Genomic DNA, 20,526 nt, shown 5'->3' with positions numbered 1-20,526 from the left:
CCCACTATAAGGCGACTCGATGCCCACCGAAAGTCTGTTGCAGGCGTTGGACGCGCGCCGCTCCGTCCCATCTAAGCAGCTGGGTGAACCCGGCCCCGATCATGTCACGCTGCGGCGGATGCTGGCATCGGCCGTGCGCGTGCCCGATCACGGCAAGCTGGTGCCGTTCCGCTTCATCTATGTCCATGGCGACGCACGTCACGTCCTGGGCGACCGCTTGGCCGAGCGCACCCGCGCGCTCGACCCCGGCGCCTCCGACGCCGCCGTGGAGAAGGATCGCGGCCGCTTTTCCAGCGCACCGGACATCATCACCGTGGTCGCCCGGCTGACACCGGGCCACAAGGTGCCGGAGCAGGAACAGCTGCTGACCGCCGGCAGCGTGTGCTTCGCCCTGCTGCAGGCGGCACAGGCGTGCGGATTCGGAGCGCAGTGGCTGACCGGCTGGATGGCGTACGACGACCACGTCACCGGGTTGCTAGGGCTCGCACCGAACGAGAAGATCGTGGGCTTCATCCACATCGGCACACCGCGCCTGCAGGCACCGGAGCGCGAGCGGCCGGATCCCGCCGCGCTGCTGACCGAGTGGACGCCCGATGCCTGAAGCGCTCCACCCGCGCCCGCTCTACCTGGTCGACGCCAGCCTGTACGTGTTCCGCGCCTGGCATTCGATGCCGGACGAGTTCCAGGATGCCGACGGCTGGCCGACCAACGCGGTGCATGGTTTCGCGCGCTTCCTGCTGGAGCTGCTGGAGAAGGAACGTCCGGCGAACATCGCCATCGCCTTCGACGAGGCCTTGGACAGTTGTTTCCGCAACCGCCTCTACCCCGCCTATAAGGCGAACCGCGAACCGGCGCCGGAAGCGCTGCGGCGCCAGTTCACCCACTGCAAGGCGCTGTGCGCCGCGCTCGGCCTGAGCGTGCTGGCGCACATGGAATACGAGGCCGACGACCTGATCGGCAGCGCGTTGCATGCCGCGCGACCGGAGGGATTCCGCGGCGTCATCGTATCGGCCGACAAGGACCTGTCGCAGCTGCTGCAGGACCATGACGAGCAGTGGGACTTCGCGCGCGGACAGCGCTGGGGCGCGTCCGGCGTGAAGGCCCGTCACGGCGTGGAAGCGCGCCAGATCGCCGACTACCTGGCCCTGACAGGCGATGCGGTGGACAACATTCCCGGCGTGACCGGCATCGGTGCGAAGTCGGCCGCGGTGTTGCTGGCGCACTTCGGCGACCTCGATACCCTGCTCGGCCGCATGGACGAAGTCGCCTTCCTGCGCCTGCGCGGTGCCGCCACGATGGCGGTGCGCCTGCGCGAACAGCGCGAACACGCACTGCTGTGGCGCCAGCTCACCACCATCGCCCTGGATGCACCGCTGGGCGACATCGCCATCGGCCACCAACGCGGCCAGGCCGACGGCGACATGCTGGGCGCATTGTCGGAGGCGCTCCGCTTCGGACCGATGACGCGGCGGCGATTGCGGGTGGCGGCGGGATTGGAGGATCCTGCCTACTGATCGTCTGTAAAACGTCACCCGCACCGGCTAGCATCGCGGCATGGACGAACACGACGACGACAAGCACAACGTGCCCGCCGAGGTGGTCTGGCAGGGCAAATACCAGCGGATGATGGTGCGGGGCACGTGGGAGTACGTGGAGCGCGCGCATGCCGGGGGACTCGCGGCCATCATCATCGCGGTGACGCCGGACGACGACGTGCTGTTCGTCGAACAGTTCCGCGTGCCGCTGCAGGCGCGCACCATCGAGATGCCGGCGGGGCTGGTGGGCGATATCCATGCGGGCGAATCGATCGAGGTCTCCGCGATCCGCGAACTGGAGGAAGAGACCGGCTGGACCGCCGACCAGGCCGAGGTGCTGATGATCGGCCCCACGTCATCGGGCAGCAGCAGCGAGAAGATCGCCTTCGTCCGCGCTAGCGGCCTGCGCAAGGTCGGCGAGGGTGGCGGGGATGGCGATGAAGACATCACCGTGCATGCGGTTCCGCGCACGCGCGCGGCGGCCTGGCTGGCGCAGAAGATGGCGGAAGGCTATGAACTGGATGCCAAGCTGTGGGCGGGCCTCTGGATGATCGACCACGCGCTCGACGGCACGCCGCGCGGTTGAGGCGGTCAGTCGACTTTCACCGCATAGCCGGCCAGGCGCCACACCCCTTCTTCTTCCCGCCGCAGGGTGACGGTCTCGCGATGCGGCAGCCCCATCGCGCCGAACTTCACCGAGAACTCGAGCACGGCATAGGTCCCGATCTGCCAGCGCGTACGATGCGCGGGCTGATCGACGCGCACGGCGGCCCACCGCCGCGCCGTGCCGCGCCCGAGGTCGCGGTGGCGCCGCATGAGCTGGTCGAGGAACGATTCCTTCGGCATGGCGTTGCGCATCGTCGACGACGCGGCCGACCACAGGATCTCGTGCTCGCCCTGCTCGATGGCACTGATGAAGCGCATCGCCGCCATGCCCAGTCGCTGGATGTCGACGTCCTCCAGCCCGATCCTCGCCGCCACCCGTGATGCCGCTTCCGTCATCGTGCCCTGCCCGTCCGGCTCCTTCGCCGCCTGCGGAGCGCTGGCGGCACGTCCCCGGATTCTTCGTCACGCCGCAGCGCCACCGGACACGGCGGGATGGCGTGGGTCAGTCGAGATGCTGGCGCAGGAAGGCCAGCGTGCGCTGCCAGGACAGGTCCGCCGCGGCCTGGTCGTAGCGCGGCGTGGTGTCGTTGTGGAAGCCATGGTTCACGCCCGGGTAGACGTGCGCGGTATACGCCACACCCGCCGCCTTCAGTTGCTGTTCGTAGGCCGGCCAGCCGGCGTTGACGCGCGTATCCAGCTCGGCGAACTGCAGCAGCAGCGGCGCCTTGATGCGCGCCGCCTCTTCCGCTGAGGGTTGGCCGCCGTAGTAAGGCACGCCCGCAGCGACCAGTTCCGGCAGCCGCGAGGCGAGCAGGTTGGTCACCAGACCGCCGAAGCAGAAGCCGATCACGCCCAGCTTCCCGTTGCCGCGCGGCAATCCGTCGGCGAAGCGCGCTGCGGCTTCGAGATCCGCGAGGACGCGGGCGCGGTCGAGCGTGGCCTGCATCTCGCGGCCGGCATCGTCGTTGCCCGGATAGCCGCCCAGCGGATACAGCGCATCGGGCGCGAAGGCGATGAAGCCGGCGACCGCGAGGCGGCGCGCCACATCCTCGATGTACGGGTTCAGGCCACGGTTCTCGTGCACGACCAGCACGACGGGATGGCGCCCTTCCGCACGCGGCATCGCCAGCAGCCCGCGACCCTCGCCGTGGCCCTGCGGCGCGGGAAACGTGCGATAGACCGTGGTGATGCGCGGATCGTCCGCCGCCACCTGCGCGGCGAACGCGTACTGCGGCGTCAGCGCCGCCAGCAGACCCGCGGCCGTGGTGCCGCCCACGGCGAATTTGGCCGCGCCGGCGAGAAAGCCGCGCCGGTCGATGCGGCCGTGGACGTAGTCGTCGTACAGATCCAGCACGCGCTGGTCGAAGGCGGAAGCCGGTGTGCGCTGTTCGTCCATCGTGGTTCCCTCGGTGGTCGTGGACGCGTCGGGTCAGGCGAAGGCGTCGGTCGCCCGTACCAGCGCATCGACGTTCTCGGCTTCGAACGCGGAGTGGCCGGACGCCGGCGTGATCTCGAGCTTCGCCTTCGGCCAGGCCTGGTGCAGTTCCCACGCGTTGGCGACCGGGCACACCACGTCGTAGCGGCCGTGCACGATGACGCCCGGGATGTCGGCGATGCGCGAGGCATCGCGCAGCAGCTGGTCCTCGACCTCGAAGAAGCCGCCGTTGACGAAGTAGTGGTTCTCGATGCGCGCGAACGCCAGCGCGAACTCCGGTTCCTCGTGGCCGCTGACGAAATCGGCGTCCACATGCAGGAAGCTGGTCGCGCCTTCCCACACGCTCCACGCCTTGGCCGCCGCCAGGCGCGTGGCCTTGTCGTCGGACGTCAGGCGACGGTGGAAGGCGGAGATCAGGTCGTGGCGTTCGACCGGCGGAATCGCAGTGACGTAGTGCTCCCATGCATCCGGGAACAGGCGGCTGGCGCCTTCCTGGTAGAACCACTCCAGCTCCCAGCGGCGCAGCATGAAGATGCCGCGCAGCACCAGCTCGGTGACGCGCTGCGGATGCGCTTCGGCATAGGCCAGCGCCAGCGTGGAGCCCCAGCTGCCGCCGAACACCTGCCAGCGGTCGATGCCGAGTTTCTCGCGCAGTTTCTCGATGTCGGCGACCAGGTCCCAAGTGGTGTTGTCGACCAGGTCCGCATGCGGCGTGGATCGGCCGGAACCGCGCTGGTCGAACAGCACGATGCGGTACTTGGCGGGATCGTGGAAGCGCCGCATCTTCGGGCTACAGCCGGCGCCCGGCCCGCCGTGCAGCAGCACGACCGGCTTGCCCTGCGGATTGCCGCACTGCTCGTAGTACAGCGTATGGCGGTCGTCGACCTTCAGCGTGCCGGTGTCGAAGGGCTCGATGTCGGGATACAGCGTGCGCATGGGCGGCGGGTCCTGGAGGAAAGCCACAGTCTAGCTGCTGCGGTCCTGCGCTTCCGTTACGCGCCCCAGGGTGACGCGGTCGCGCTGCTCGAGGTCCGTCCACGTGGCGACCTCGACGAAGCCCGCCGCAAGCAACAGCGCACGGATGGCCGCGCCCTGGTCCCAGCCATGCTCGAGCAACAGCCAGCCGCCCGGCAGCAGGTGCGCAGGCGCAGTCGCCACGATCTCGCGGATGGCGTCCAGCCCGTCGGCGCCGGACGACAGCGCCGTCGGCGGCTCGAAACGCAGGTCGCCCCGGCCCAGATGGGGATCGCCGTCGGCGATGTACGGCGGATTGCTGGCGATCAGGTCGAAGCGCTCATCGGCCAGCGGCGCCAGCCAGCTTCCGCAGCGGAACGCCACGTTGGCGATGCGGTTCGCGCTCGCGTTCGCCTGGGCGACCCGCAGCGCGTCCTCGCTGACGTCGGTGGCGACCACCTGCGCCTGCGGCCGTTCGCTCGCCAGCGCCAGCGCGATGGCACCGCTGCCGGTGCCGAGGTCGGCCACGCGCAGCGTGCGGTCGTCCGGCAGGCGCTCCAGCGCCAGCTCGACCAGCCGCTCGGTCTCCGGGCGCGGGATCAGCGTGGCGGGCGAGACCTGCAGGTCCAGCGTCCAGAACCCGCGCCGGCCCAGCAGGTAGGCCAGCGGTTCGCCCGCCGCGCGCCGGGTCAGCAGCGCCTCGAACGACGCCGCCTGCGGCTCGGTCAGGGAATCGTCGCCGTGGGCGAACAGCCACGCCCGGTCGCGCCCCAGCACCTGCAGCAGCAGGTGTTCGGCCTCGTGGCGGGCATCGGGGCCGGGCAGGCGTGTCGCGGCGGCGCGCAGGGCCAGGTCGAGGCGGGCGGTGGGCAGGTCGGCAGACATGGGGCGCATGGTACCGGGCCCGCCACGAGGCCGGACGCCACCGCATCGCCGCGCCGCACCATCATGGTGCTCAATCGCGTATGGAGGCAGCGGTTCCCTCACGGCCAGGGCGACAGGGGCTTCCGCGCCCGCCGACGAAGCCAGCCCGTCCTGTATCGGCGGGGCTGCCGAACAGCCAACTCATTGAAAAACCGGGATTAATGCCCAAGATCGGGATCGGCGACCGCTATGGCGGTACGGCGATCCGATCTGTTCGATAGCCAAAAGCTATCTATCTGATTCCATCAATCGATTTGAGGTATCAATAGTCGCTGCCTACCATGGCCCCATCGCTTCACCACACCCACTCCATCCACGAGGATCTCCGATGTCCCTGATCAACACCCCGGTCCAGCCGTTCAAGGCCACCGCGTTCCACAACGGCGAATTCGTCGAAGTCACCGACGGCACCCTGAAGGGCAAGTGGTCGGTCCTGATCTTCATGCCGGCCGCCTTCACCTTCAATTGCCCGACCGAAGTGGAAGACGCCGCCGCCAACTACGCCGAGTTCCAGAAGGCCGGCGCCGAGGTCTACATCGTCACCACCGACACGCACTTCTCGCACAAGGTGTGGCACGAAACCTCCCCGGCGGTGGGCAAGGCCCAGTTCCCGCTGGTCGGCGACCCGACCCACCAGCTGACCCGCGCCTTCGGCGTGCACATCGAAGAAGAAGGCCTGGCCCTGCGCGGCACCTTCGTCATCAACCCGGAAGGCGTCATCAAGACCGCCGAGATCCACAGCAACGAGATCGCCCGCGACGTGTCGGAAACCCTGCGCAAGCTGAAGGCCGCGCAGTTCACCGCCGCCAATCCCGGCCAGGTCTGCCCGGCCAAGTGGAAGGAAGGCGCGCAGACGATCGCCCCGTCGCTGGACCTGGTCGGCAAGATCTAAGCGTCACCGCAGCACCGGCGCATCCCCGCGTGGATGCGCCATCGCGACACCGCATCACGCCACCTCCGGGCCACCGGCCCGGAGGTCGGCCTCCCTCCCGGACGTTTGCAGCAGCGGCATGCGCCGTTCGCCGGTTTCCTCTCTCCCTAGCCGGCTCCCTCCCCACGGCGCATGCCGCTCCTGCAAACGCCTGACCTCCCCTCCCGGTTCTCTACCCCGCATCCCCTCCACGGAGACGTTCGCCATGCTGGACGCCAATCTGAAGACGCAGCTGAAGGCCTACCTCGAAAAGGCCGTGCGCCCCATCCACATCACCGCGCACCTGGACGACAGCGACGCCTCGTCGCAACTGCAGGCGCTGCTGCGCGACCTGCAGGACGCATCCGCGAACATCCATGTCACCGAACAGCAGGGCGGCGAACGCACGCCGTCGTTCTCGCTGACCTCGCCCGGCCACGACATCCACCTGACCTTCGCCGGCCTGCCGATGGGCCATGAGTTCACCTCGCTGGTGCTGGCGCTGCTGCAGGTCGGCGGTCATCCGTCGAAGCTGGCGCAGGACGTGATCGAACAGATCCGCTCGCTCGATGGCGAATACCGCTTCGAGACGTATTTCTCGCTGTCGTGCCAGAACTGCCCGGACGTGGTGCAGGCGCTGAACCTGATGGCGGTGCTGAACCCGAAGATCCAGCACGTCGCCATCGACGGCGCGCTGTTCCAGCAGGAAGTCGAGCGGCGCGAAGTGATGTCGGTGCCGACCATCTTCCTCAACGGCGAGGTGTTCGGCGCCGGTCGCATGGGCGTGGACGAGATCGTCGCCAAGCTCGACACCAACGCCGGCAAGCGCGAGGCCGAGAAGATCAAGGCCAGGGCGCCGTACGACGTGCTCGTCGTCGGTGGCGGCCCGGCCGGCGCCGCCGCCGCCATTTACGCCGCGCGCAAGGGTATCCGCACCGGCGTGGCGGCCGAACGCTTCGGCGGCCAGGTACTGGACACCATGGCGATCGAGAACTTCATTTCCGTGCCGTATACCGAAGGCCCGAAGCTCGCCGCCGCTCTGGAACAGCACGTGCGCGACTACCAGGTCGACGTGATGAACCTGCAGCGCGCGGAGAAGCTGGTGCCCGCCGGCAGTGATGGCCTGATCGAGGTCCAACTCGCCAACGGCGCCTCGCTGAAGTCGAAGACGGTGGTCCTCTCCACCGGCGCGCGCTGGCGGCAGATGAACGTGCCCGGCGAGAACGAGTACCGCAACAAGGGGGTGGCCTACTGCCCGCATTGCGACGGTCCGCTGTTCAAGGGCAAGCGCGTGGCGGTGATCGGCGGCGGCAATTCCGGCGTGGAAGCGGCGATCGACCTGGCCGGCATCGTGGCGCAGGTCACGCTGATCGAGTTCGACAGCCAGCTGCGCGCCGACGACGTGCTGCAGCGCAAGCTGCGCAGCCTGCCGAACGTGCGCATCGTCACCAGCGCGCAGACCACGGAGGTGCTGGGCGATGGCCACAAGGTCAACGGCCTGGTCTACCGTGACCGCGCGGGGGGCGATACGCACCGCGTGGAACTGGAGGGCATCTTCGTGCAGATCGGCCTGCTGCCGAACACCGAGTGGCTGAAGGGCGTGGTGACGCTGAGCCCGCGCGGCGAGATCGTCGTCGACGACCGCGGACAGACCAGCGTGCCGGGCGTGTTCGCCGCCGGCGACGCCACCACGGTGCCGTACAAGCAGATCGTCATCGCCATGGGCGAGGGCTCCAAGGCCGCACTGGGTGCCTTCGACCACCTGATCCGCACGTCGGCGCCGATGGAAACGCCGGACGCGGTGGCGGCATGATGCGCCGGCGCGGGCCGCATGCCGGTCCGCGCCGCGTCGCACGCACGCGGTTCCCCGAGGGAGGAGTCCGATGAATCTCCGCGACCTGAAGTACCTGGTGGCGCTGGCCGACCACAAGCATTTCGGCCGCGCGGCTGCGGCGTGCTACGTCAGCCAGCCCACGTTGTCGACCCAGATCAAGAAGCTGGAAGACGAACTGGGCGTGCCGCTGGTCGAACGCGCGCCGCGCAAGGTGATGCTGACGCCCGCCGGGCGCGACGCCGCCGATCGCGCGCGCCGCATCGTGGCCGAGGTCGACCAGATGAAGGAGGCCGCCCGTCGCAGCCAGGATCCGGAAGCCGGCACGGTGCGGCTCGGCCTGTTCCCCACGCTGGGTCCGTACCTGCTGCCGCACGTGGTGCCGCGCCTGCGCGCACGCTTCCCGCACCTGGAACTGCTGCTGGTCGAGGAGAAGAGCGACGTGCTGCTGTCGCGCCTGCGCGAGGGCAAGCTCGACGCCGGCCTGCTGGCGCTGCCGATCGCCGACGACCAGCTGCACACCGAGTTCCTGTTCGAGGAACCGTTCGTGCTGGCGGTGTCGGAGTCGCATCCGCTGGCGCAGCGCGACTCGCTGAGCCTGGCCGAACTGTCGCAGCAGCAGTTGCTGCTGCTGGAAGACGGCCATTGCTTGCGCGAGCAGGCCCTGGACGTGTGCCGGCTGTCCGGCGCCAACGAGAAGTCCGAGTTCCGCGCCACCAGCCTGGAAACGCTGCGGCAGATGGTGGCCGCCGATGTCGGCATCACCCTCTTGCCCACGTTGGCGGTCAAGCCGCCGGTGGCGCGTTCGGAGAACATCCACCTGCTCGGCTTCAGCGATTCGCATCCCAGCCGCCAGATCGCCATGGTCTGGCGCAAGAGCTCGGCGATGAGCGATTTCCTGCAGCAACTCGCGCAGGTGTTCCGCGAGCTGCCTCCGCAGCTGTTGCAACCGGATTCGCCACCGCCGCGCAGCACGGCGGCGCCTGAACGCCGGTCGCCCGGCACGGCTTGAAGCCGCCGCGCTTCCGGGCTACGGTAGGCGCGCAAACAGGACTCCGATGGGCGACGCCGCAATGCGTCGCCCGTTTCCTTTTGCGCGCCCCCAAAACACCTTCGAGGACCTCATGAACAACACCCGCACCAGCGGCCTGCCGCCCTCCCTGCCCCCGCTCGTCGTCTCCAGCCGCGACATGTCCCGCCTGGAGGCCCTGCTCGACACGCCCGTACTGCGCCGGCATCCGGCCGCACTGGCGTTGATGGACGAACTGAACCGCGCCGACGTGCGCGCGCCGGACGACATGCCGGACAACGTGGTGACGATGCACTCGCGCGTGGAATGCGAGGACGAGCTCACCGGCGAACACCATCGCCTGACCCTGGTGTACCCCCACGAGGCGAACGTCGAGACCGGCCTGGTCTCCGTGCTGGCGCCGGTCGGCAGCGCGCTGCTCGGCCTGTCCGTGGGCCAGACGATCGACTGGCAGGCGTCGGGCAACCGGCCGTTGCGCCTGCGGGTCACGGCGATCGAGTACCAGCCGGAAGCGAGTGGCGATCTGCATCGCTGATTCTCGCGACGACCGAATGCACTCCTGCTTCCGAGATCGTGTCTTGTTGCAGCCTGGATGACTGGATTGCGGCGACCGCTAACTTTCGCTCGAAGAAACAGACATGCCGCACTTTCCATGTTCCGTAGAGATGGCGCCGCTCGCCGCGGAGGCCCTACTTGACCGGCCATTCGGCTGTTGAGAAGCGCCTCTTTGCTTGTGCAAAGAAAGTAGGCAAAGAAAGCACACCCCGGCGGTCCGCCCGCCGCAAGCGGCGGGTGCGCAGTCACGGCGAGAACTACGTGCAGGGCATCCTGCCCTGTACGAAAACGACGCACATCCTCGTGCGCCGCCCTTTCGGGGTTTTACCCGCCGTGACTGCCGGACCTCAGGGGGTCCCAACAGCAAAGGCAGAAGCGTCCGAGCGACGCGATTGCTTTCGCTTGCTTTCGGGGCCCCATGAGGCACGGCGAGAGGGTCGGGTAAAACCCCGAGGGCGCCGTCATGGATGACGGCGTTTTCGTATGGCACACGGATGTGCCTTACGAAAATTCCCGGCCCGCTCGCGGACCCGGAGCGCACAGCGCGGAGGGCGTGCCGCCTGGGGCGTGTTTCTTTGGTTCCTTTCTTTGCACGAGCAAAGAAGCGCTTCTCAACAGCCGAATGGCTGGTCAAGGGACGCCCCCGCGGCGAGCGGCGCCATGTTCAAGACGTGGAAGGCGCCTCCCGCAAGACCACGGAGCCAGAAGCCACGGCGGATGTTGTGGCACCAATGGATAACGAATAGGCGGACTTCGTTGGCCCTCACCCCAACCCCTCTCCCGCGGGGAGAGGGGCTTGAAGCCTCTCTCGGCGAAGATGCGCACCATGCCAAAACAAAGCCAATTTCCGCCACCTGCCACGAACCCTCGCGCCGAGGGACAAGGCATACTTCCCCTCCCCCTCCTGTGCCCCTGCCGAGCCACCGCATGAATGCCGCCACGCCCAGCAAACTCCAGCAGCTCCGCGAACTCTCCGTCGTCGTCGCCGACACCGGCGACTACGACGCCATCAAGCGCCTCAAGCCGGTCGACTGCACCACCAATCCCACGCTGGTGAAGAAGGCGCTGGACCTGCCCGTATATGCCGACCTGATCGAGGAGCACCTCGCCTGGGCGCGTGCGCAGGGCGGCGGCGATGGACTCGTCGACGAGGTCGTGGACCGCCTGACCGTGGGCGTCGGCGCGCGGCTCGCCGGCCTGATTCCCGGCCGCGTCTCCACCGAAGTCGACGCCGACCAGGCCCACGACACCGCCGCCACCATCGCCAAGGCGCGCAAGTTCGTGCAGATGTACGCCGACCAGGGCATCGGCCGCGACCGCATCCTGATCAAGGTCGCGTCCACCTGGGAAGGCGTGGAAGCCGCGCGCGTGCTGCAGGCCGAAGGCATCGACTGCAACCTCACCCTCATCTTCAATCCCACCCAGGCGATCGCCTGCGCGGAAGCGGGCGCGTTCCTGATCTCGCCGTTCGTGGGCCGCATCCTCGACTGGTATGTCGCCAACGGCCAGACGCCGGCGACCATCGACGAGGATCCGGGCGTAGTGTTCGTGCGCGGCGTCTATGCCGAGTTCAAGCGCCGCGGCTCGCCCACCGTGGTGATGGGCGCGTCCTTCCGTTCGACCGCGCAGATCGAAGCGCTGGCCGGCTGCGACCGCCTGACCATCTCGCCCGACCTGCTGGAGAAGCTGGACCAGGAAATCGGCGACCTGCCGCGCAAGCTGTCGCCCGGCGCGGCCGAACCGGTGACCGCTGCGCCGGTGACGGCGGAAAGCTTCGCCGCCGCCCTTGAGGCCGATCCGATGGCGAAGGAAAAGCTGGCCACCGGCATCGACGCCTTTGCCAAGGACCTGCAGGCCCTGCGTGCGAGCATCCGCGAGAAGCTGGCGGCCTGAGGCCGCCTTCGTGCCAGGAAGGAGCGCACACGCATAGAGGGCTGGCTGGCGAAAACGAAGGCGAAGGCGGGGGACGGCGCGGCTGGCGTCGCCGCACGGGCCGCCTGGACGCCGACGGCAGGGTCCGTCCGTGGGAGCGACGCGAGTCGCGACGCGTCCAAGATCAGCCAAACGGCATCGCGACCGACGTCGCTCCCACCACCGCTCTGCGTCAGGCCTCCAGCCCGATCGGGCAGCTCACGCCGGTCCCACCCAATCCGCAGTACCCGTTCGGATTCTTCGCCAGATACTGCTGGTGGTAATCCTCGGCGTAGTAGAACGGCGGCGCCGGATACACGATCTCGGTCGTGATGTCGCCGTAGCCGGCCGCCTTCAGTTGCTGCTGGTACGCCCGCAGGCTGGCTTCCGCAGCCGCCTGCTGCTCCGGCGTATGGCAGTGGATGCCGGAGCGGTACTGCGTGCCGACATCGTTGCCCTGGCGCATGCCCTGGGTGGGATCGTGGCTTTCCCAGAACACCTGCAACAGCTGTCCGAACGACACCTGCGCCGGGTCGTAGACCACGCGCACGACTTCGTTGTGGCCGGTCAGGCCGGAGCAGACTTCCTCGTAGGTCGCATTCGGGGTACCGCCACCGGCATATCCCACCGACGTGCTGTACACGCCGGGCACGTTCCAGAACTTGCGCTCCGCACCCCAGAAGCAGCCCAAGCCGAATTCCACCTGTTCCAATCCTTCAAACGCGTCGCGCAGCGGGCGGCCGTTGACGAAATGCATGTTGTGCAGCGGCAGCGGGGTGCTGCGTCCCGGCAGCATGTCCTCTGCGCGCGGCATGCGCTGCTTGTAGGCTCCGATACCCAGCATGGTGAACCTCGTGGTCGTGGGGGAGGACGGATCAGGCGGGCAGGATGCCGGCACCTTCATCGTCGCCTTCCAAGATGGGGCCGTCGTCGCGCGATTCCAGCCCCAGCGCCTGTACCACGCCTTCAGCCTCGGGAAACGCAGCGTCCGGCACGCAGACCCGCAGTACACCGAACAGCGGCAGTTCGCCCATCCCGCCCAGCAGCGATTCGCCGAACACGAACGCCGGGATGTCCGCCTCCTCCAGTGCGTGTTTCACCAGATGGGCGTCGAACAGGTTGTCGGCCAGGTAGACCACGCGCATGGATACGTCCTCCGCCGCCAGCCTACACCGGCCGATCCGGATACGGCATCCGCAACGCCTCGGTCGCCGCGACCGATTCGGGTTCCGCCGCCGCCGCGTCGCGCCACTCGCGCATGGCCGGCAGCGCGAACAGCGCCTGCATGTAGTCGCGTGCGGCAGCGTCCACCTCCACGCCGTAGCCGTCGAAGCGGATCGCCACCGGCGCGTACATCGCGTCGACGATGCCGAATCCTCCGAACAGGAAGTCTCCGCCTGCTCCGTGCGCGGCGCGAAGCTGGCGCCAGAGGGCCTGCACGCGATCGATGTCGCGCTGGGCGGCGGCATCCCAGCGATAGGCGTCCGGCGTGCGCCGGCTGTTCATCGGCAGCTGCGTGCGCAGCGCGACGAACCCCGAATGCATTTCGGCCGCCGCCGCGCGGGCCAGCGCGCGCGCCGCGAGGTCCGCCGGCCAGCCGCGGCCGTCGAGCCAGCGCTCGTTGGCGTATTCGCAGATCGCCAGCGAATCCCAGACGTGCACTCCGCCGTCATGGAGCGCCGGCACCTTGCCGGTGGGGGAATGCTGGCGCACCCCGTCGGCGAACGCGGGGGTATCCAGCAGCAGCCGCACCTCGTCGAAGGCCACGCCGAAGTGGCGCAGCAGCAGCCAGGGCCGCAGCGACCAGGAGGAGTAGTTCTTGTTGCCGATCACCAGGACAGGAAGGCTCATGCGGGGATCACTGCGGCTCGGGGCGGTTCAGGATAGACCAGCGCGGCTACGGGACCGGCTAAACTGGCGTCTTTCCCTGTCTGTCCGCCCCGATGTCCGACGCTGCCACCCCCTCCACCCCCCTCGCCGACGATGCCGCCCCGGGAAAACGGGACTTCATCCGCCAGATCGTGCGCGAGGACCTGGCCAGCGGTCGCCATACGGCGGTGAAGACGCGCTTCCCGCCCGAGCCCAACGGCTACCTGCACATCGGCCACGCCAAGGCGATCTGCCTGGACTTCGGCATCGCCAGCGAGTTCGGGGGCGTCTGCAACCTGCGCCTGGACGACACCAACCCCGCCAAGGAAGACCCCGAGTACGTGCGCGCCATCCAGGACGACGTGCGCTGGCTGGGCTTCGACTGGCACGACCTGCGCCATGCATCCGACTACTTCGAGGTGCTGTACCTGGCCGGCGAAAAGCTGATCCGCCAGGGCGATGCCTTCGTCTGCGACCTGAGCGCGGAAGAAGTCCGCGAGTACCGCGGCACGCTGACCGAGCCCGGCCGCGACTCGCCGTACCGCGACCGCAGCGTGGAAGAGAATCTGGACCTGTTCCGGCGCATGCGCGCGGGCGAGTTCCCGGACGGCGCGCGTACGTTGCGTGCGAAGATCGACATGGCCAGCGGCAACATCAACCTGCGCGACCCGGCGCTGTACCGCATCAAGCACGTGGAGCACCAGAACACCGGCAACGACTGGCCGATCTACCCGATGTACGACTATGCGCATTCGCTGAGCGACGCGGTGGAAGGCATCACCCATTCGCTGTGCACGCTGGAGTTCGAGGACCACCGACCGCTGTACGACTGGTGCGTGGACAAGGTGGACCTGGCGAATTCGCCGGAGCTGCTGGCGCCGCTGCTGGCCAAGGGCCTGCCGAAGGAAGCCAGCAAGCCGCGCCAGATCGAGTTCTCGCGACTGAACTTCAACTACCTGGTGATGAGCAAGCGCAAGCTGCTGGCCATGGTCAACGACAAGCTCGTCGATGGCTGGGACGACCCGCGCATGCCGACCCTGCAGGGCATCCGCCGCCGTGGCTACACGCCGTCGGCGCTGCGCCTGATGGTGGACCGCGTGGGCATCAGCAAGCAGAACTCGCTGCTGGACATCTCGATCCTGGAAGGCGCGTTGCGCGAGGACCTGGACGCCGCCGCGCCGCGTCGCATGGGCGTGATCGATCCGGTGAAGCTGGTGCTGGCCAACCTGCCCGAAGGCCACGAGGAAACGCTGACGTTCTCCGACCACCCGAAGGACGAGGCGTTCGGCCAGCGAAGCGTGCCGTTCTCGCGCGAGCTGTGGATCGAGCGCGAGGACTTCGAGGAAGTTCCGCCGAAGGGTTTCAAGCGCCTGACCCTGGGCGGGGAAGTGCGCCTGCGCGGCGCCGGCATCGTGCGCTGCGACGAGGTGATCAGGAACGACGCCGGCGAAATCGTCGAACTGCGCGGCTGGCTGGATCCGGAATCCCGACCCGGCATGGCCGGCGCCGAGCGCAAGATCAAGGGCACCATCCACTGGGTCAGTGCGCAGCATGCGGTGGCCGCGGAAATCCGCCTGTACGACCGCCTGTTCACCGTGCCGAATCCGGACGACGAATCCGAAGGCAAGACCTACCGCGATTACATGAACCCGGACTCGCGTCGCACCGTGACCGGCTACGTGGAGCCGGCGGCGGCCAGCGCGGCGCCCGAGCAGTCGTTCCAGTTCGAGCGCACCGGCTACTTCGTCGCCGACCGCTACGACCACACGCCGGAGCGTCCCGTGTTCAACCGCAGCGTCACCCTGCGCGACACCTGGGCGACGAAGGCCTGAGGCCGGCGCCTTTCACCGCCTCTTGAGGCGGCGGAGGGCAGGCTGGCGCGCACCACCACCGAGGAAGGAGTCCGCCATGTCCCGCATCGTGTTGCGCCTCTCGTTCGCCGTGCTGTCCTGTGTGCTCGTTTTCGCGTTGGCGGGATGCGCAGCGCCTGCGTCCTCGGACGGTGCGGCCGGCGATCCACCGTCGACGCCGGCACCGAAGCCGACCGGCGGAAACCTGCCGCCGCGCCAAGCCGGTGCGGTCACCGTCGACTACACCTGCACGACCAGCGCCGATTGCGCGGTGAAGAACGTCGGCAACTGCTGCGGCGCGATGCCCGCCTGCGTCAACAAGGACAGCCCGACCGATCCGCAGGGCGTGCAGGCGCAATGCGCCGCCAGCGGACGCATGGGCGTCTGCGGCTTCGCCGACGTCACCGCCTGCAAGTGCGTCAGCGGCCGTTGCGAATCCGATTCCTCTTCCCTGAAGATTCCCACCCCGTAATGCTCTACCAACAGATCCACCTGACCCTGCCCGCCTGGACCCATGACTTGGTCGATCCGGCGGCGACCTACACCAGCGACGAGGACAAGGTCGCGCTGGCCATCGACCTGTCGCGCCGCAACGTGGATGCCAACAGCGGCGGCCCCTTCGGCGCGGTGGTGTTCGGCCCGGACCATCGCGTGATCGCGCTCGGCGTGAACCGGGTGATGCCGCACACCTGCTCGCTGGCGCACGCGGAAACCATGGCCTACATGCTGGCGCAGCAGCGCCTGCAGACGCCGCGCCTCAACGATGTAACGGCGCCGGTGGTGCTGGCCACCTCGTCGCAGCCGTGCTGCCAGTGCTACGGCGCCACCATCTGGGCCGGCATCGACCGCTTGCTGATCGGCGCGCGCGCCGAAGACGTGATGGAACTGACCGAGTTCGACGAAGGCCCGCTGCCGGCGGACTGGATCGGCGAACTGGGCAAGCGCGGCATCGAGGTCGTGCGCGATCTCCGTCGCGACGAGGCGCGCGCGGTGCTCAAGCAGTACGGCGAGTCGGGCGGCGACACGTACTGAGCGAGGCGTCGGGAAGCCATCGCCCCCGGCTTCTCCTGTACCCTGTCGTGGCGGCAGGAGCCGCAGCCATCCGCTACACGCGACCGCGCCATGTCATCGACGACCGGCCTGCTGGCCTATTGCCGCCAGGGATTCGAACCCGAACTTGCCGCCGAACTCACCGAGCGCGCCGCGCTGGCCGGGTTCGCCGGCTATGCGCGCGCGCAGCGCAACGACGGCCATGTGGTGTTCGCCTGCGAGCAGGCCGAGGCGCTGGACCGCGCGTTGCCGTGGCGCGACCTGATCTTCGCCCGGCAGAAGCTGCGCTTGCTCGCCGAACTGCGCGGCATCGACCCGAAGGACCGCATCACGCCGCTGCTCGCCGCGCTGGCCGGCAGCGGGCGGTACGGCGACCTGTGGGTGGAGCATCCGGATTCGGACAGCGCCAAGCCACTGGCCGGGCTGGCGCGCAGTTTCGGCAATGCGCTGCGCCCTGCGCTGCGCAAGGCGGGCTTCCTCACCGACAAGGACGACACCCGGCTGCCGCGCCTGCATGTGGTGTTCGTGCAGGGCGACCACCTGTTCCTCTGCGTCGCCGATGCGCGCGACAGTGCGCCATGGCCGCTCGGCATCCCGCGCCTGAAGCTGCTGCCCGATGCGCCATCGCGCTCGGCGCTGAAGCTGGAGGAAGCCTTCCTCTCGCTGCTCGACGAACGCCAGCGCGAGACATTGCTGAAGCCCGGCATGACCGCCGCCGATCTCGGGGCGGCGCCGGGCGGCTGGACCTGGGTGCTGACCCGCCACCACCTGCGCGTGACCAGCGTGGACAACGGCCCGCTGCGCGAGCACGTGCTGGCCACCGGACTGGTGGAGCACCTGCGCGCCGACGGCTTCCACTGGAAGCCGACGCAACCGCTGGACTGGATGGTCTGCGACATGGTCGAACAACCGCGTCGCGTGGCCGAGCGGATGGCGCAGTGGTTCCGCGAAGGCTGGTGCCGGCACGCGGTATTCAACCTCAAGCTGCCGATGAAGAAGCGCTGGGACGAGACCAGGCTGTGCCTGGACCTGTTCGCCGATCAGGCCGGCCGGCCGCTCGAGGTACGCGCGCGCCAGCTCTACCACGACCGCGAAGAGATCACCGTGTTCGCCACGCCCGGCTGACACACCAGACCACCTGCACGCCACCGAGGGGAAACGGATGACGTCACCTGGCTCCGCCCGCATCACTGTCCTGCTGCTCGTCGCGTTGCTCGCCGCCTGCGTGCACACCGACACGTCCGGCGACGCGGCCGAGGAAACGTTGCATGTCGCGCGCGATGTCGTCGGCGACGGCGTCTTCAGCGCAGGCATCGAGGGGCCCGCGTTCGGCCCCGACGGCGCGCTGTATGCGGTGAGCTTCGGCCGCGACGGCACCATCGGGCGGGTGAGCTTCGACGAACGCGGCGACGGCCGCGCGGCGCTGTTCATGACCCTGCCCGAGGGCAGCACCGGCAACGGCATCCGCTTCGATGCCGACGGCTTCATGTACGTGGCCGACTACACCGCCCACCAGATCCTGCGCATCGATCCGCGCGACCGCTCGGTGGGCGTGTTCGCGACGTTGCCGGGCGCGCACCAGCCCAACGACATCGCGTTCGCACCCAACGGCATGTTCTACGCCAGCGATCCGGACTGGCGCAGCGGCACCGGCCAACTGTGGCGCATCCTGCCCTACGGCAGGGCGGCCCTGCTGGAAACCGGCATGGGCACCACCAACGGCGTGGAGGTCGGCCCGAAGGGCGACGTGCTGTACGTCAACGAGAGCGTGCAGCGCCGCGTCTGGGCCTACGATCTGGACGGCAGCGGCGAGATCTCCGGCAAGCGCCTGCTGATCGCCTTCGACGACCACGGTCTGGACGGCATGCGCACGGACAGCGTGGGCAATCTGTACATCGCGCGCTACGGGGCCGGCACGGTGGCGGTGGTGTCGCCGCAGGGCGAACTGCTGCGCGAAGTGAAGCTGAAGGGACGCAAGCCCACGAACGTGGCCTTCGGAGGTCCCGATGGCCGCACGGTCTTCGTCACCCTGCAGGACCGCGGCGCGATCGAGGCCTTCCGGGTGGCCATTCCCGGCCGCGAAACCGGCCTGTGACGCGGGTCCGCCGGGGTCTCAGGTGCTGACACCCCGGCGTGGCAAGATGCCTGCCTGACACGGAGACCGACCATGCTGCCCCTCGAACTCAAGGACCCTGCCGCCTTCGGCACCGAGTTCCTGCGCCTGACCCTGCTGCAGGGCTTCCAGTCGCTGACCAAGCGCGACCTGGAACTGCTGATCTTCGTGCTGCTGGAACGCGATGGCGCCATCGGCCGCGACGAGTCCAACTTCACCGTCGCCGGCAAGCTGCGGGTGACGCCGGCGAAGGTCAAGGCACTGCGTCGTGATGGCTACGCGCGCTGGCGTGCGCTGGTGCCGGAGGAGCGCGACGCGGCCCTGCAGCGCATCGTCGCGAGCGCGCTGACCGAGGCGAACCTGAAGTCGGGCGCGAAGCACGTCAGCGAACGCAGCCGCAAGGACGGCTTCCTCGCCATCCGCGTCGAACACCCGGACGACCACCAGCAGTTCGAGCAGGCCATCCTCGACGTCGGCGCGCTGCCGGTCTACGAACGCAACCGCGAAGTGGTGGCGGTGCGTTTCGATACGCTGCTGGCGATCGCCGAGCGCTGGGGTTATCTGCAACCCGACCCGGCGGCGGTGACCGAGGCACTGAAGCAGCTGACGCCCACGTCCGAAGAAGTCGCCGACCTACTGAAGAAGGACGTCACCAAGCTGCGCTGGCAGGACGCGCGCAACGCGCTCAACAGCCTCGGCGCCAAAGCGGTGGCCAGCACGGCCGAGGGCGGATTGAAGGGACTGCTGAAGATCGTGTTCCCCTTCATCCCGGGCTGACCGGATTCAACCTGCGGCGATCTCCACGCGCGTCCCACCGGCACGCGCGGAGGCGAAGATCGCATCCAGGGCCAGCATGTCGCGCCAACCCTCCTCTCCGGGAACACGCGGTGGACGACGCCCGAGGATGGCCAATGCGTCGGCATCCATCTGTCGCGCCTGCTGCGCGGGCGTCGCGCCGATCGCGGCGTCGAAGCGGCGTCCATCGCTGGCCCCGCCCCGCACGCCTTCATAGGCCTGGAACGGCGACAGTTCATACCAGCCATCCGCGCACTCGGCGCGCAGAAGATTCATGTTGCGGCCGAAGCTGGTTTCGCCGTCGGCGACCACACCGTCGGGAAACTCGAGGCGGAAGCGCATCGTCTCATCGACGCCGCGGAAGAGGTCGCTGCGCTCCACGGCCTGCGTCGCCGTCACCGCGACGGGTTCGGCGCCGGCGGTATAGCGCGCCGCATTCAGCGCGTAGACGCCCATGTCGTACATCGCGCCGCCGCCGCGCGCCGGATCCAGCCGCCAGTTGTCGCCGGAGGCGCCGTCGAACCCGCGGAACCCGGCCTCGGCGCGGATGCGCTGCAGGCGCCCGAACGGCCGCGACGTCGCCAATGCCATCACCGCCTGCGTATTCGGTTCGTGCTGCATGCGGTAGCCGATCGCCAGCTGCACGCGCTGCGCCCGGCAGGCATCGATCATCGCGCGGGCTTCCGCCGCATCCATCGCCATCGGCTTCTCGCACCACACGTGCTTGCCCGCCGCTGCGGCGCGAACCGTGAACGGCTTGTGCAGGTGGTTGGGCAGCACGATGTAGACCACATCGATATCGGGGTTGTCGGCGATACGGTCGAAGCCGGCGTAGTCGTAGACGTTGCGGTCCGGGATGGCGTAGCGTCGCTGCCATTCTTCCGCCTTGGCCGGCGAGCCGGTGACGATGCCGGCCAGCCGGCAGTGCTTCGTCATCTGCAACGCCGGCGCCAGCAGATCTCGGCTGTAGTAGCCCAGCCCGATCAGGGCCACGCCGAGCGGACGCGCTGTGCTGGCGCGGGCGGAAGGCAGCATGCCGGCCAGGCCGGCGGCGCCGAACGCGCCCAGCAGGCGCCGGCGCGAGGGATCGGCAGAGGAATGCGGGTCGCTCATCGCAGGCAGCCTCGGGCGGGAATCACGAGGCTACCGCATGCGGCG

General features: G+C 68.7%; 22 protein-coding genes. 14 read left to right on the top strand and 8 right to left on the bottom strand.

Features of this window, described 5'->3' with window-relative positions:
- Positions 1 to 19 precede the first annotated feature (19 nt).
- The 3 genes from VGN58_RS04135 to VGN58_RS04125 are packed head-to-tail and all read left to right on the top strand — an operon-like array spanning position 20 to position 2,121.
- Positions 20 to 601: a nitroreductase gene (locus VGN58_RS04135; protein ID WP_327481904.1), complete on the top strand. Its 582-nt coding sequence runs from the start codon at positions 20 to 22 to the stop codon at positions 599 to 601.
- Positions 594 to 1,514, top strand: a complete 921-nt coding sequence (locus VGN58_RS04130) for a 5'-3' exonuclease (RefSeq protein ID WP_327481902.1) — start codon at positions 594 to 596, stop codon at positions 1,512 to 1,514. Before VGN58_RS04135 ends, VGN58_RS04130 begins: the two co-directional genes overlap by 8 nt.
- A gap of 40 nt (positions 1,515 to 1,554) precedes the next feature.
- Positions 1,555 to 2,121, top strand: coding sequence for an NUDIX hydrolase (locus VGN58_RS04125; protein WP_327481900.1), 567 nt, complete (start codon positions 1,555 to 1,557; stop codon positions 2,119 to 2,121).
- A 5-nt stretch (positions 2,122 to 2,126) separates the two neighbouring features.
- On the opposite strand, the gene VGN58_RS04120 is transcribed toward VGN58_RS04125, so the two are convergent.
- From VGN58_RS04120 to prmC, 4 genes are all read right to left on the bottom strand, one after another.
- On the bottom strand, positions 2,127 to 2,537 hold the full coding sequence (locus VGN58_RS04120) for a DUF4019 domain-containing protein (RefSeq protein ID WP_327481898.1): 411 nt from the start codon (positions 2,535 to 2,537) through the stop codon (positions 2,127 to 2,129).
- Positions 2,538 to 2,643: 106 nt separating this feature from the next.
- Positions 2,644 to 3,537 (bottom strand): dienelactone hydrolase family protein, encoded by an 894-nt coding sequence (locus VGN58_RS04115; protein ID WP_327481896.1) that lies wholly within the window; start codon positions 3,535 to 3,537, stop codon positions 2,644 to 2,646.
- A 33-nt stretch (positions 3,538 to 3,570) separates the two neighbouring features.
- A complete protein-coding gene (gene pip / locus VGN58_RS04110) occupies positions 3,571 to 4,512 on the bottom strand; it encodes a prolyl aminopeptidase (protein WP_327481894.1) in 942 nt (313 codons plus the stop codon).
- Positions 4,513 to 4,542: 30 nt separating this feature from the next.
- Positions 4,543 to 5,415: a peptide chain release factor N(5)-glutamine methyltransferase gene (gene prmC, locus VGN58_RS04105; protein WP_327481892.1), complete on the bottom strand. Its 873-nt coding sequence runs from the start codon at positions 5,413 to 5,415 to the stop codon at positions 4,543 to 4,545.
- A 367-nt stretch (positions 5,416 to 5,782) separates the two neighbouring features.
- Here prmC and ahpC point away from each other — a divergent pair, with 367 nt between their 5' ends.
- The 5 genes from ahpC to VGN58_RS04080 all read left to right on the top strand — a co-directional run bounded on the left by ahpC (position 5,783) and on the right by VGN58_RS04080 (position 11,673).
- A complete protein-coding gene (gene ahpC, locus VGN58_RS04100; protein WP_327481890.1) occupies positions 5,783 to 6,346 on the top strand; it encodes an alkyl hydroperoxide reductase subunit C in 564 nt (187 codons plus the stop codon).
- A gap of 244 nt (positions 6,347 to 6,590) precedes the next feature.
- Positions 6,591 to 8,177 carry an alkyl hydroperoxide reductase subunit F gene (gene ahpF / locus VGN58_RS04095; RefSeq protein ID WP_327481888.1) on the top strand — a complete coding sequence of 529 codons (1,587 nt, stop codon included), beginning with the start codon at positions 6,591 to 6,593 and terminating at the stop codon, positions 8,175 to 8,177.
- A 70-nt stretch (positions 8,178 to 8,247) separates the two neighbouring features.
- A complete protein-coding gene (oxyR, locus tag VGN58_RS04090; protein ID WP_327481886.1) occupies positions 8,248 to 9,207 on the top strand; it encodes a DNA-binding transcriptional regulator OxyR in 960 nt (319 codons plus the stop codon).
- 112 nt (positions 9,208 to 9,319) lie between these two features.
- Positions 9,320 to 9,760, top strand: a complete 441-nt coding sequence (rnk, locus tag VGN58_RS04085; protein WP_327481884.1) for a nucleoside diphosphate kinase regulator — start codon at positions 9,320 to 9,322, stop codon at positions 9,758 to 9,760.
- A 947-nt stretch (positions 9,761 to 10,707) separates the two neighbouring features.
- The gene (locus tag VGN58_RS04080; RefSeq protein ID WP_327481882.1) at positions 10,708 to 11,673 is read left to right on the top strand and encodes a transaldolase; all 966 of its coding nucleotides are present in this window, start codon (positions 10,708 to 10,710) and stop codon (positions 11,671 to 11,673) included.
- 211 nt (positions 11,674 to 11,884) lie between these two features.
- On the opposite strand, the gene msrA is transcribed toward VGN58_RS04080, so the two are convergent.
- Genes msrA through VGN58_RS04065 form a run of 3 tightly spaced genes read right to left on the bottom strand, consistent with a single transcriptional unit; the run spans position 11,885 to position 13,542 of the window.
- Entirely contained in the window at positions 11,885 to 12,535 is a 651-nt protein-coding gene (gene msrA, locus VGN58_RS04075) for a peptide-methionine (S)-S-oxide reductase MsrA (RefSeq protein WP_327481880.1), read from the bottom strand.
- A gap of 31 nt (positions 12,536 to 12,566) precedes the next feature.
- Complete coding sequence (locus tag VGN58_RS04070) at positions 12,567 to 12,836, bottom strand: DUF2007 domain-containing protein (RefSeq protein ID WP_327481878.1); 270 nt, start codon at positions 12,834 to 12,836, stop codon at positions 12,567 to 12,569.
- Positions 12,837 to 12,858: 22 nt separating this feature from the next.
- Positions 12,859 to 13,542, bottom strand: coding sequence for a glutathione S-transferase family protein (locus VGN58_RS04065; protein ID WP_327481876.1), 684 nt, complete (start codon positions 13,540 to 13,542; stop codon positions 12,859 to 12,861).
- 92 nt (positions 13,543 to 13,634) lie between these two features.
- On the opposite strand from VGN58_RS04065, the gene VGN58_RS04060 reads away from it, so the two are divergent.
- The 6 genes from VGN58_RS04060 to VGN58_RS04035 all read left to right on the top strand — a co-directional run bounded on the left by VGN58_RS04060 (position 13,635) and on the right by VGN58_RS04035 (position 19,350).
- On the top strand, positions 13,635 to 15,392 hold the full coding sequence (locus VGN58_RS04060) for a glutamine--tRNA ligase/YqeY domain fusion protein (protein WP_327481874.1): 1,758 nt from the start codon (positions 13,635 to 13,637) through the stop codon (positions 15,390 to 15,392).
- A gap of 76 nt (positions 15,393 to 15,468) precedes the next feature.
- On the top strand, positions 15,469 to 15,882 hold the full coding sequence (locus VGN58_RS04055; protein ID WP_327481872.1) for a hypothetical protein: 414 nt from the start codon (positions 15,469 to 15,471) through the stop codon (positions 15,880 to 15,882).
- Positions 15,882 to 16,442: a nucleoside deaminase gene (locus VGN58_RS04050; RefSeq protein ID WP_327481870.1), complete on the top strand. Its 561-nt coding sequence runs from the start codon at positions 15,882 to 15,884 to the stop codon at positions 16,440 to 16,442. The genes VGN58_RS04055 and VGN58_RS04050 overlap by 1 nt, the downstream gene beginning before the upstream one ends.
- Before the next feature lie 90 nt (positions 16,443 to 16,532).
- Positions 16,533 to 17,585 carry a 23S rRNA (cytidine(2498)-2'-O)-methyltransferase RlmM gene (rlmM, locus tag VGN58_RS04045; protein ID WP_327481868.1) on the top strand — a complete coding sequence of 351 codons (1,053 nt, stop codon included), beginning with the start codon at positions 16,533 to 16,535 and terminating at the stop codon, positions 17,583 to 17,585.
- 61 nt (positions 17,586 to 17,646) lie between these two features.
- Positions 17,647 to 18,555 carry an SMP-30/gluconolactonase/LRE family protein gene (locus VGN58_RS04040; protein WP_414710745.1) on the top strand — a complete coding sequence of 303 codons (909 nt, stop codon included), beginning with the start codon at positions 17,647 to 17,649 and terminating at the stop codon, positions 18,553 to 18,555.
- Positions 18,556 to 18,627: 72 nt separating this feature from the next.
- On the top strand, positions 18,628 to 19,350 hold the full coding sequence (locus VGN58_RS04035; protein ID WP_327481864.1) for a hypothetical protein: 723 nt from the start codon (positions 18,628 to 18,630) through the stop codon (positions 19,348 to 19,350).
- Positions 19,351 to 19,356: 6 nt separating this feature from the next.
- On the opposite strand, the gene VGN58_RS04030 is transcribed toward VGN58_RS04035, so the two are convergent.
- Positions 19,357 to 20,481: a Gfo/Idh/MocA family oxidoreductase gene (locus VGN58_RS04030; RefSeq protein WP_327481862.1), complete on the bottom strand. Its 1,125-nt coding sequence runs from the start codon at positions 20,479 to 20,481 to the stop codon at positions 19,357 to 19,359.
- Between the last annotated feature and the right edge of the window lie 45 nt (positions 20,482 to 20,526).

The sequence above is a fragment of the Pseudoxanthomonas sp. genome (genome assembly GCF_035999195.1).
GTDB lineage: Bacteria > Pseudomonadota > Gammaproteobacteria > Xanthomonadales > Xanthomonadaceae > Pseudoxanthomonas_A.
The sequence above is the reverse complement of the archived record's forward strand: the minus strand, read 5'-3'. Positions and strand labels throughout refer to the sequence as shown.

Bases quoted from the DNA above. Each gene is read 5' to 3' on its own strand.
- VGN58_RS04135 (WP_327481904.1), top strand. From the start codon at position 20: ATGCCCACCGAAAGTCTGTTGCAGGCGTTGGACGCGCGCCGCTCCGTC.
- VGN58_RS04130 (WP_327481902.1), top strand. From the start codon at position 594: ATGCCTGAAGCGCTCCACCCGCGCCCGCTCTACCTGGTCGACGCCAGC.
- VGN58_RS04125 (WP_327481900.1), top strand. From the start codon at position 1,555: ATGGACGAACACGACGACGACAAGCACAACGTGCCCGCCGAGGTGGTC.
- VGN58_RS04120 (WP_327481898.1), bottom strand. From the start codon at position 2,537: ATGACGGAAGCGGCATCACGGGTGGCGGCGAGGATCGGGCTGGAGGAC.
- VGN58_RS04115 (WP_327481896.1), bottom strand. From the start codon at position 3,537: ATGGACGAACAGCGCACACCGGCTTCCGCCTTCGACCAGCGCGTGCTG.
- pip (WP_327481894.1), bottom strand. From the start codon at position 4,512: ATGCGCACGCTGTATCCCGACATCGAGCCCTTCGACACCGGCACGCTG.
- prmC (WP_327481892.1), bottom strand. From the start codon at position 5,415: ATGTCTGCCGACCTGCCCACCGCCCGCCTCGACCTGGCCCTGCGCGCC.
- ahpC (WP_327481890.1), top strand. From the start codon at position 5,783: ATGTCCCTGATCAACACCCCGGTCCAGCCGTTCAAGGCCACCGCGTTC.
- ahpF (WP_327481888.1), top strand. From the start codon at position 6,591: ATGCTGGACGCCAATCTGAAGACGCAGCTGAAGGCCTACCTCGAAAAG.
- oxyR (WP_327481886.1), top strand. From the start codon at position 8,248: ATGAATCTCCGCGACCTGAAGTACCTGGTGGCGCTGGCCGACCACAAG.
- rnk (WP_327481884.1), top strand. From the start codon at position 9,320: ATGAACAACACCCGCACCAGCGGCCTGCCGCCCTCCCTGCCCCCGCTC.
- VGN58_RS04080 (WP_327481882.1), top strand. From the start codon at position 10,708: ATGAATGCCGCCACGCCCAGCAAACTCCAGCAGCTCCGCGAACTCTCC.
- msrA (WP_327481880.1), bottom strand. From the start codon at position 12,535: ATGCTGGGTATCGGAGCCTACAAGCAGCGCATGCCGCGCGCAGAGGAC.
- VGN58_RS04070 (WP_327481878.1), bottom strand. From the start codon at position 12,836: ATGCGCGTGGTCTACCTGGCCGACAACCTGTTCGACGCCCATCTGGTG.
- VGN58_RS04065 (WP_327481876.1), bottom strand. From the start codon at position 13,542: ATGAGCCTTCCTGTCCTGGTGATCGGCAACAAGAACTACTCCTCCTGG.
- VGN58_RS04060 (WP_327481874.1), top strand. From the start codon at position 13,635: ATGTCCGACGCTGCCACCCCCTCCACCCCCCTCGCCGACGATGCCGCC.
- VGN58_RS04055 (WP_327481872.1), top strand. From the start codon at position 15,469: ATGTCCCGCATCGTGTTGCGCCTCTCGTTCGCCGTGCTGTCCTGTGTG.
- VGN58_RS04050 (WP_327481870.1), top strand. From the start codon at position 15,882: ATGCTCTACCAACAGATCCACCTGACCCTGCCCGCCTGGACCCATGAC.
- rlmM (WP_327481868.1), top strand. From the start codon at position 16,533: ATGTCATCGACGACCGGCCTGCTGGCCTATTGCCGCCAGGGATTCGAA.
- VGN58_RS04035 (WP_327481864.1), top strand. From the start codon at position 18,628: ATGCTGCCCCTCGAACTCAAGGACCCTGCCGCCTTCGGCACCGAGTTC.
- VGN58_RS04030 (WP_327481862.1), bottom strand. From the start codon at position 20,481: ATGAGCGACCCGCATTCCTCTGCCGATCCCTCGCGCCGGCGCCTGCTG.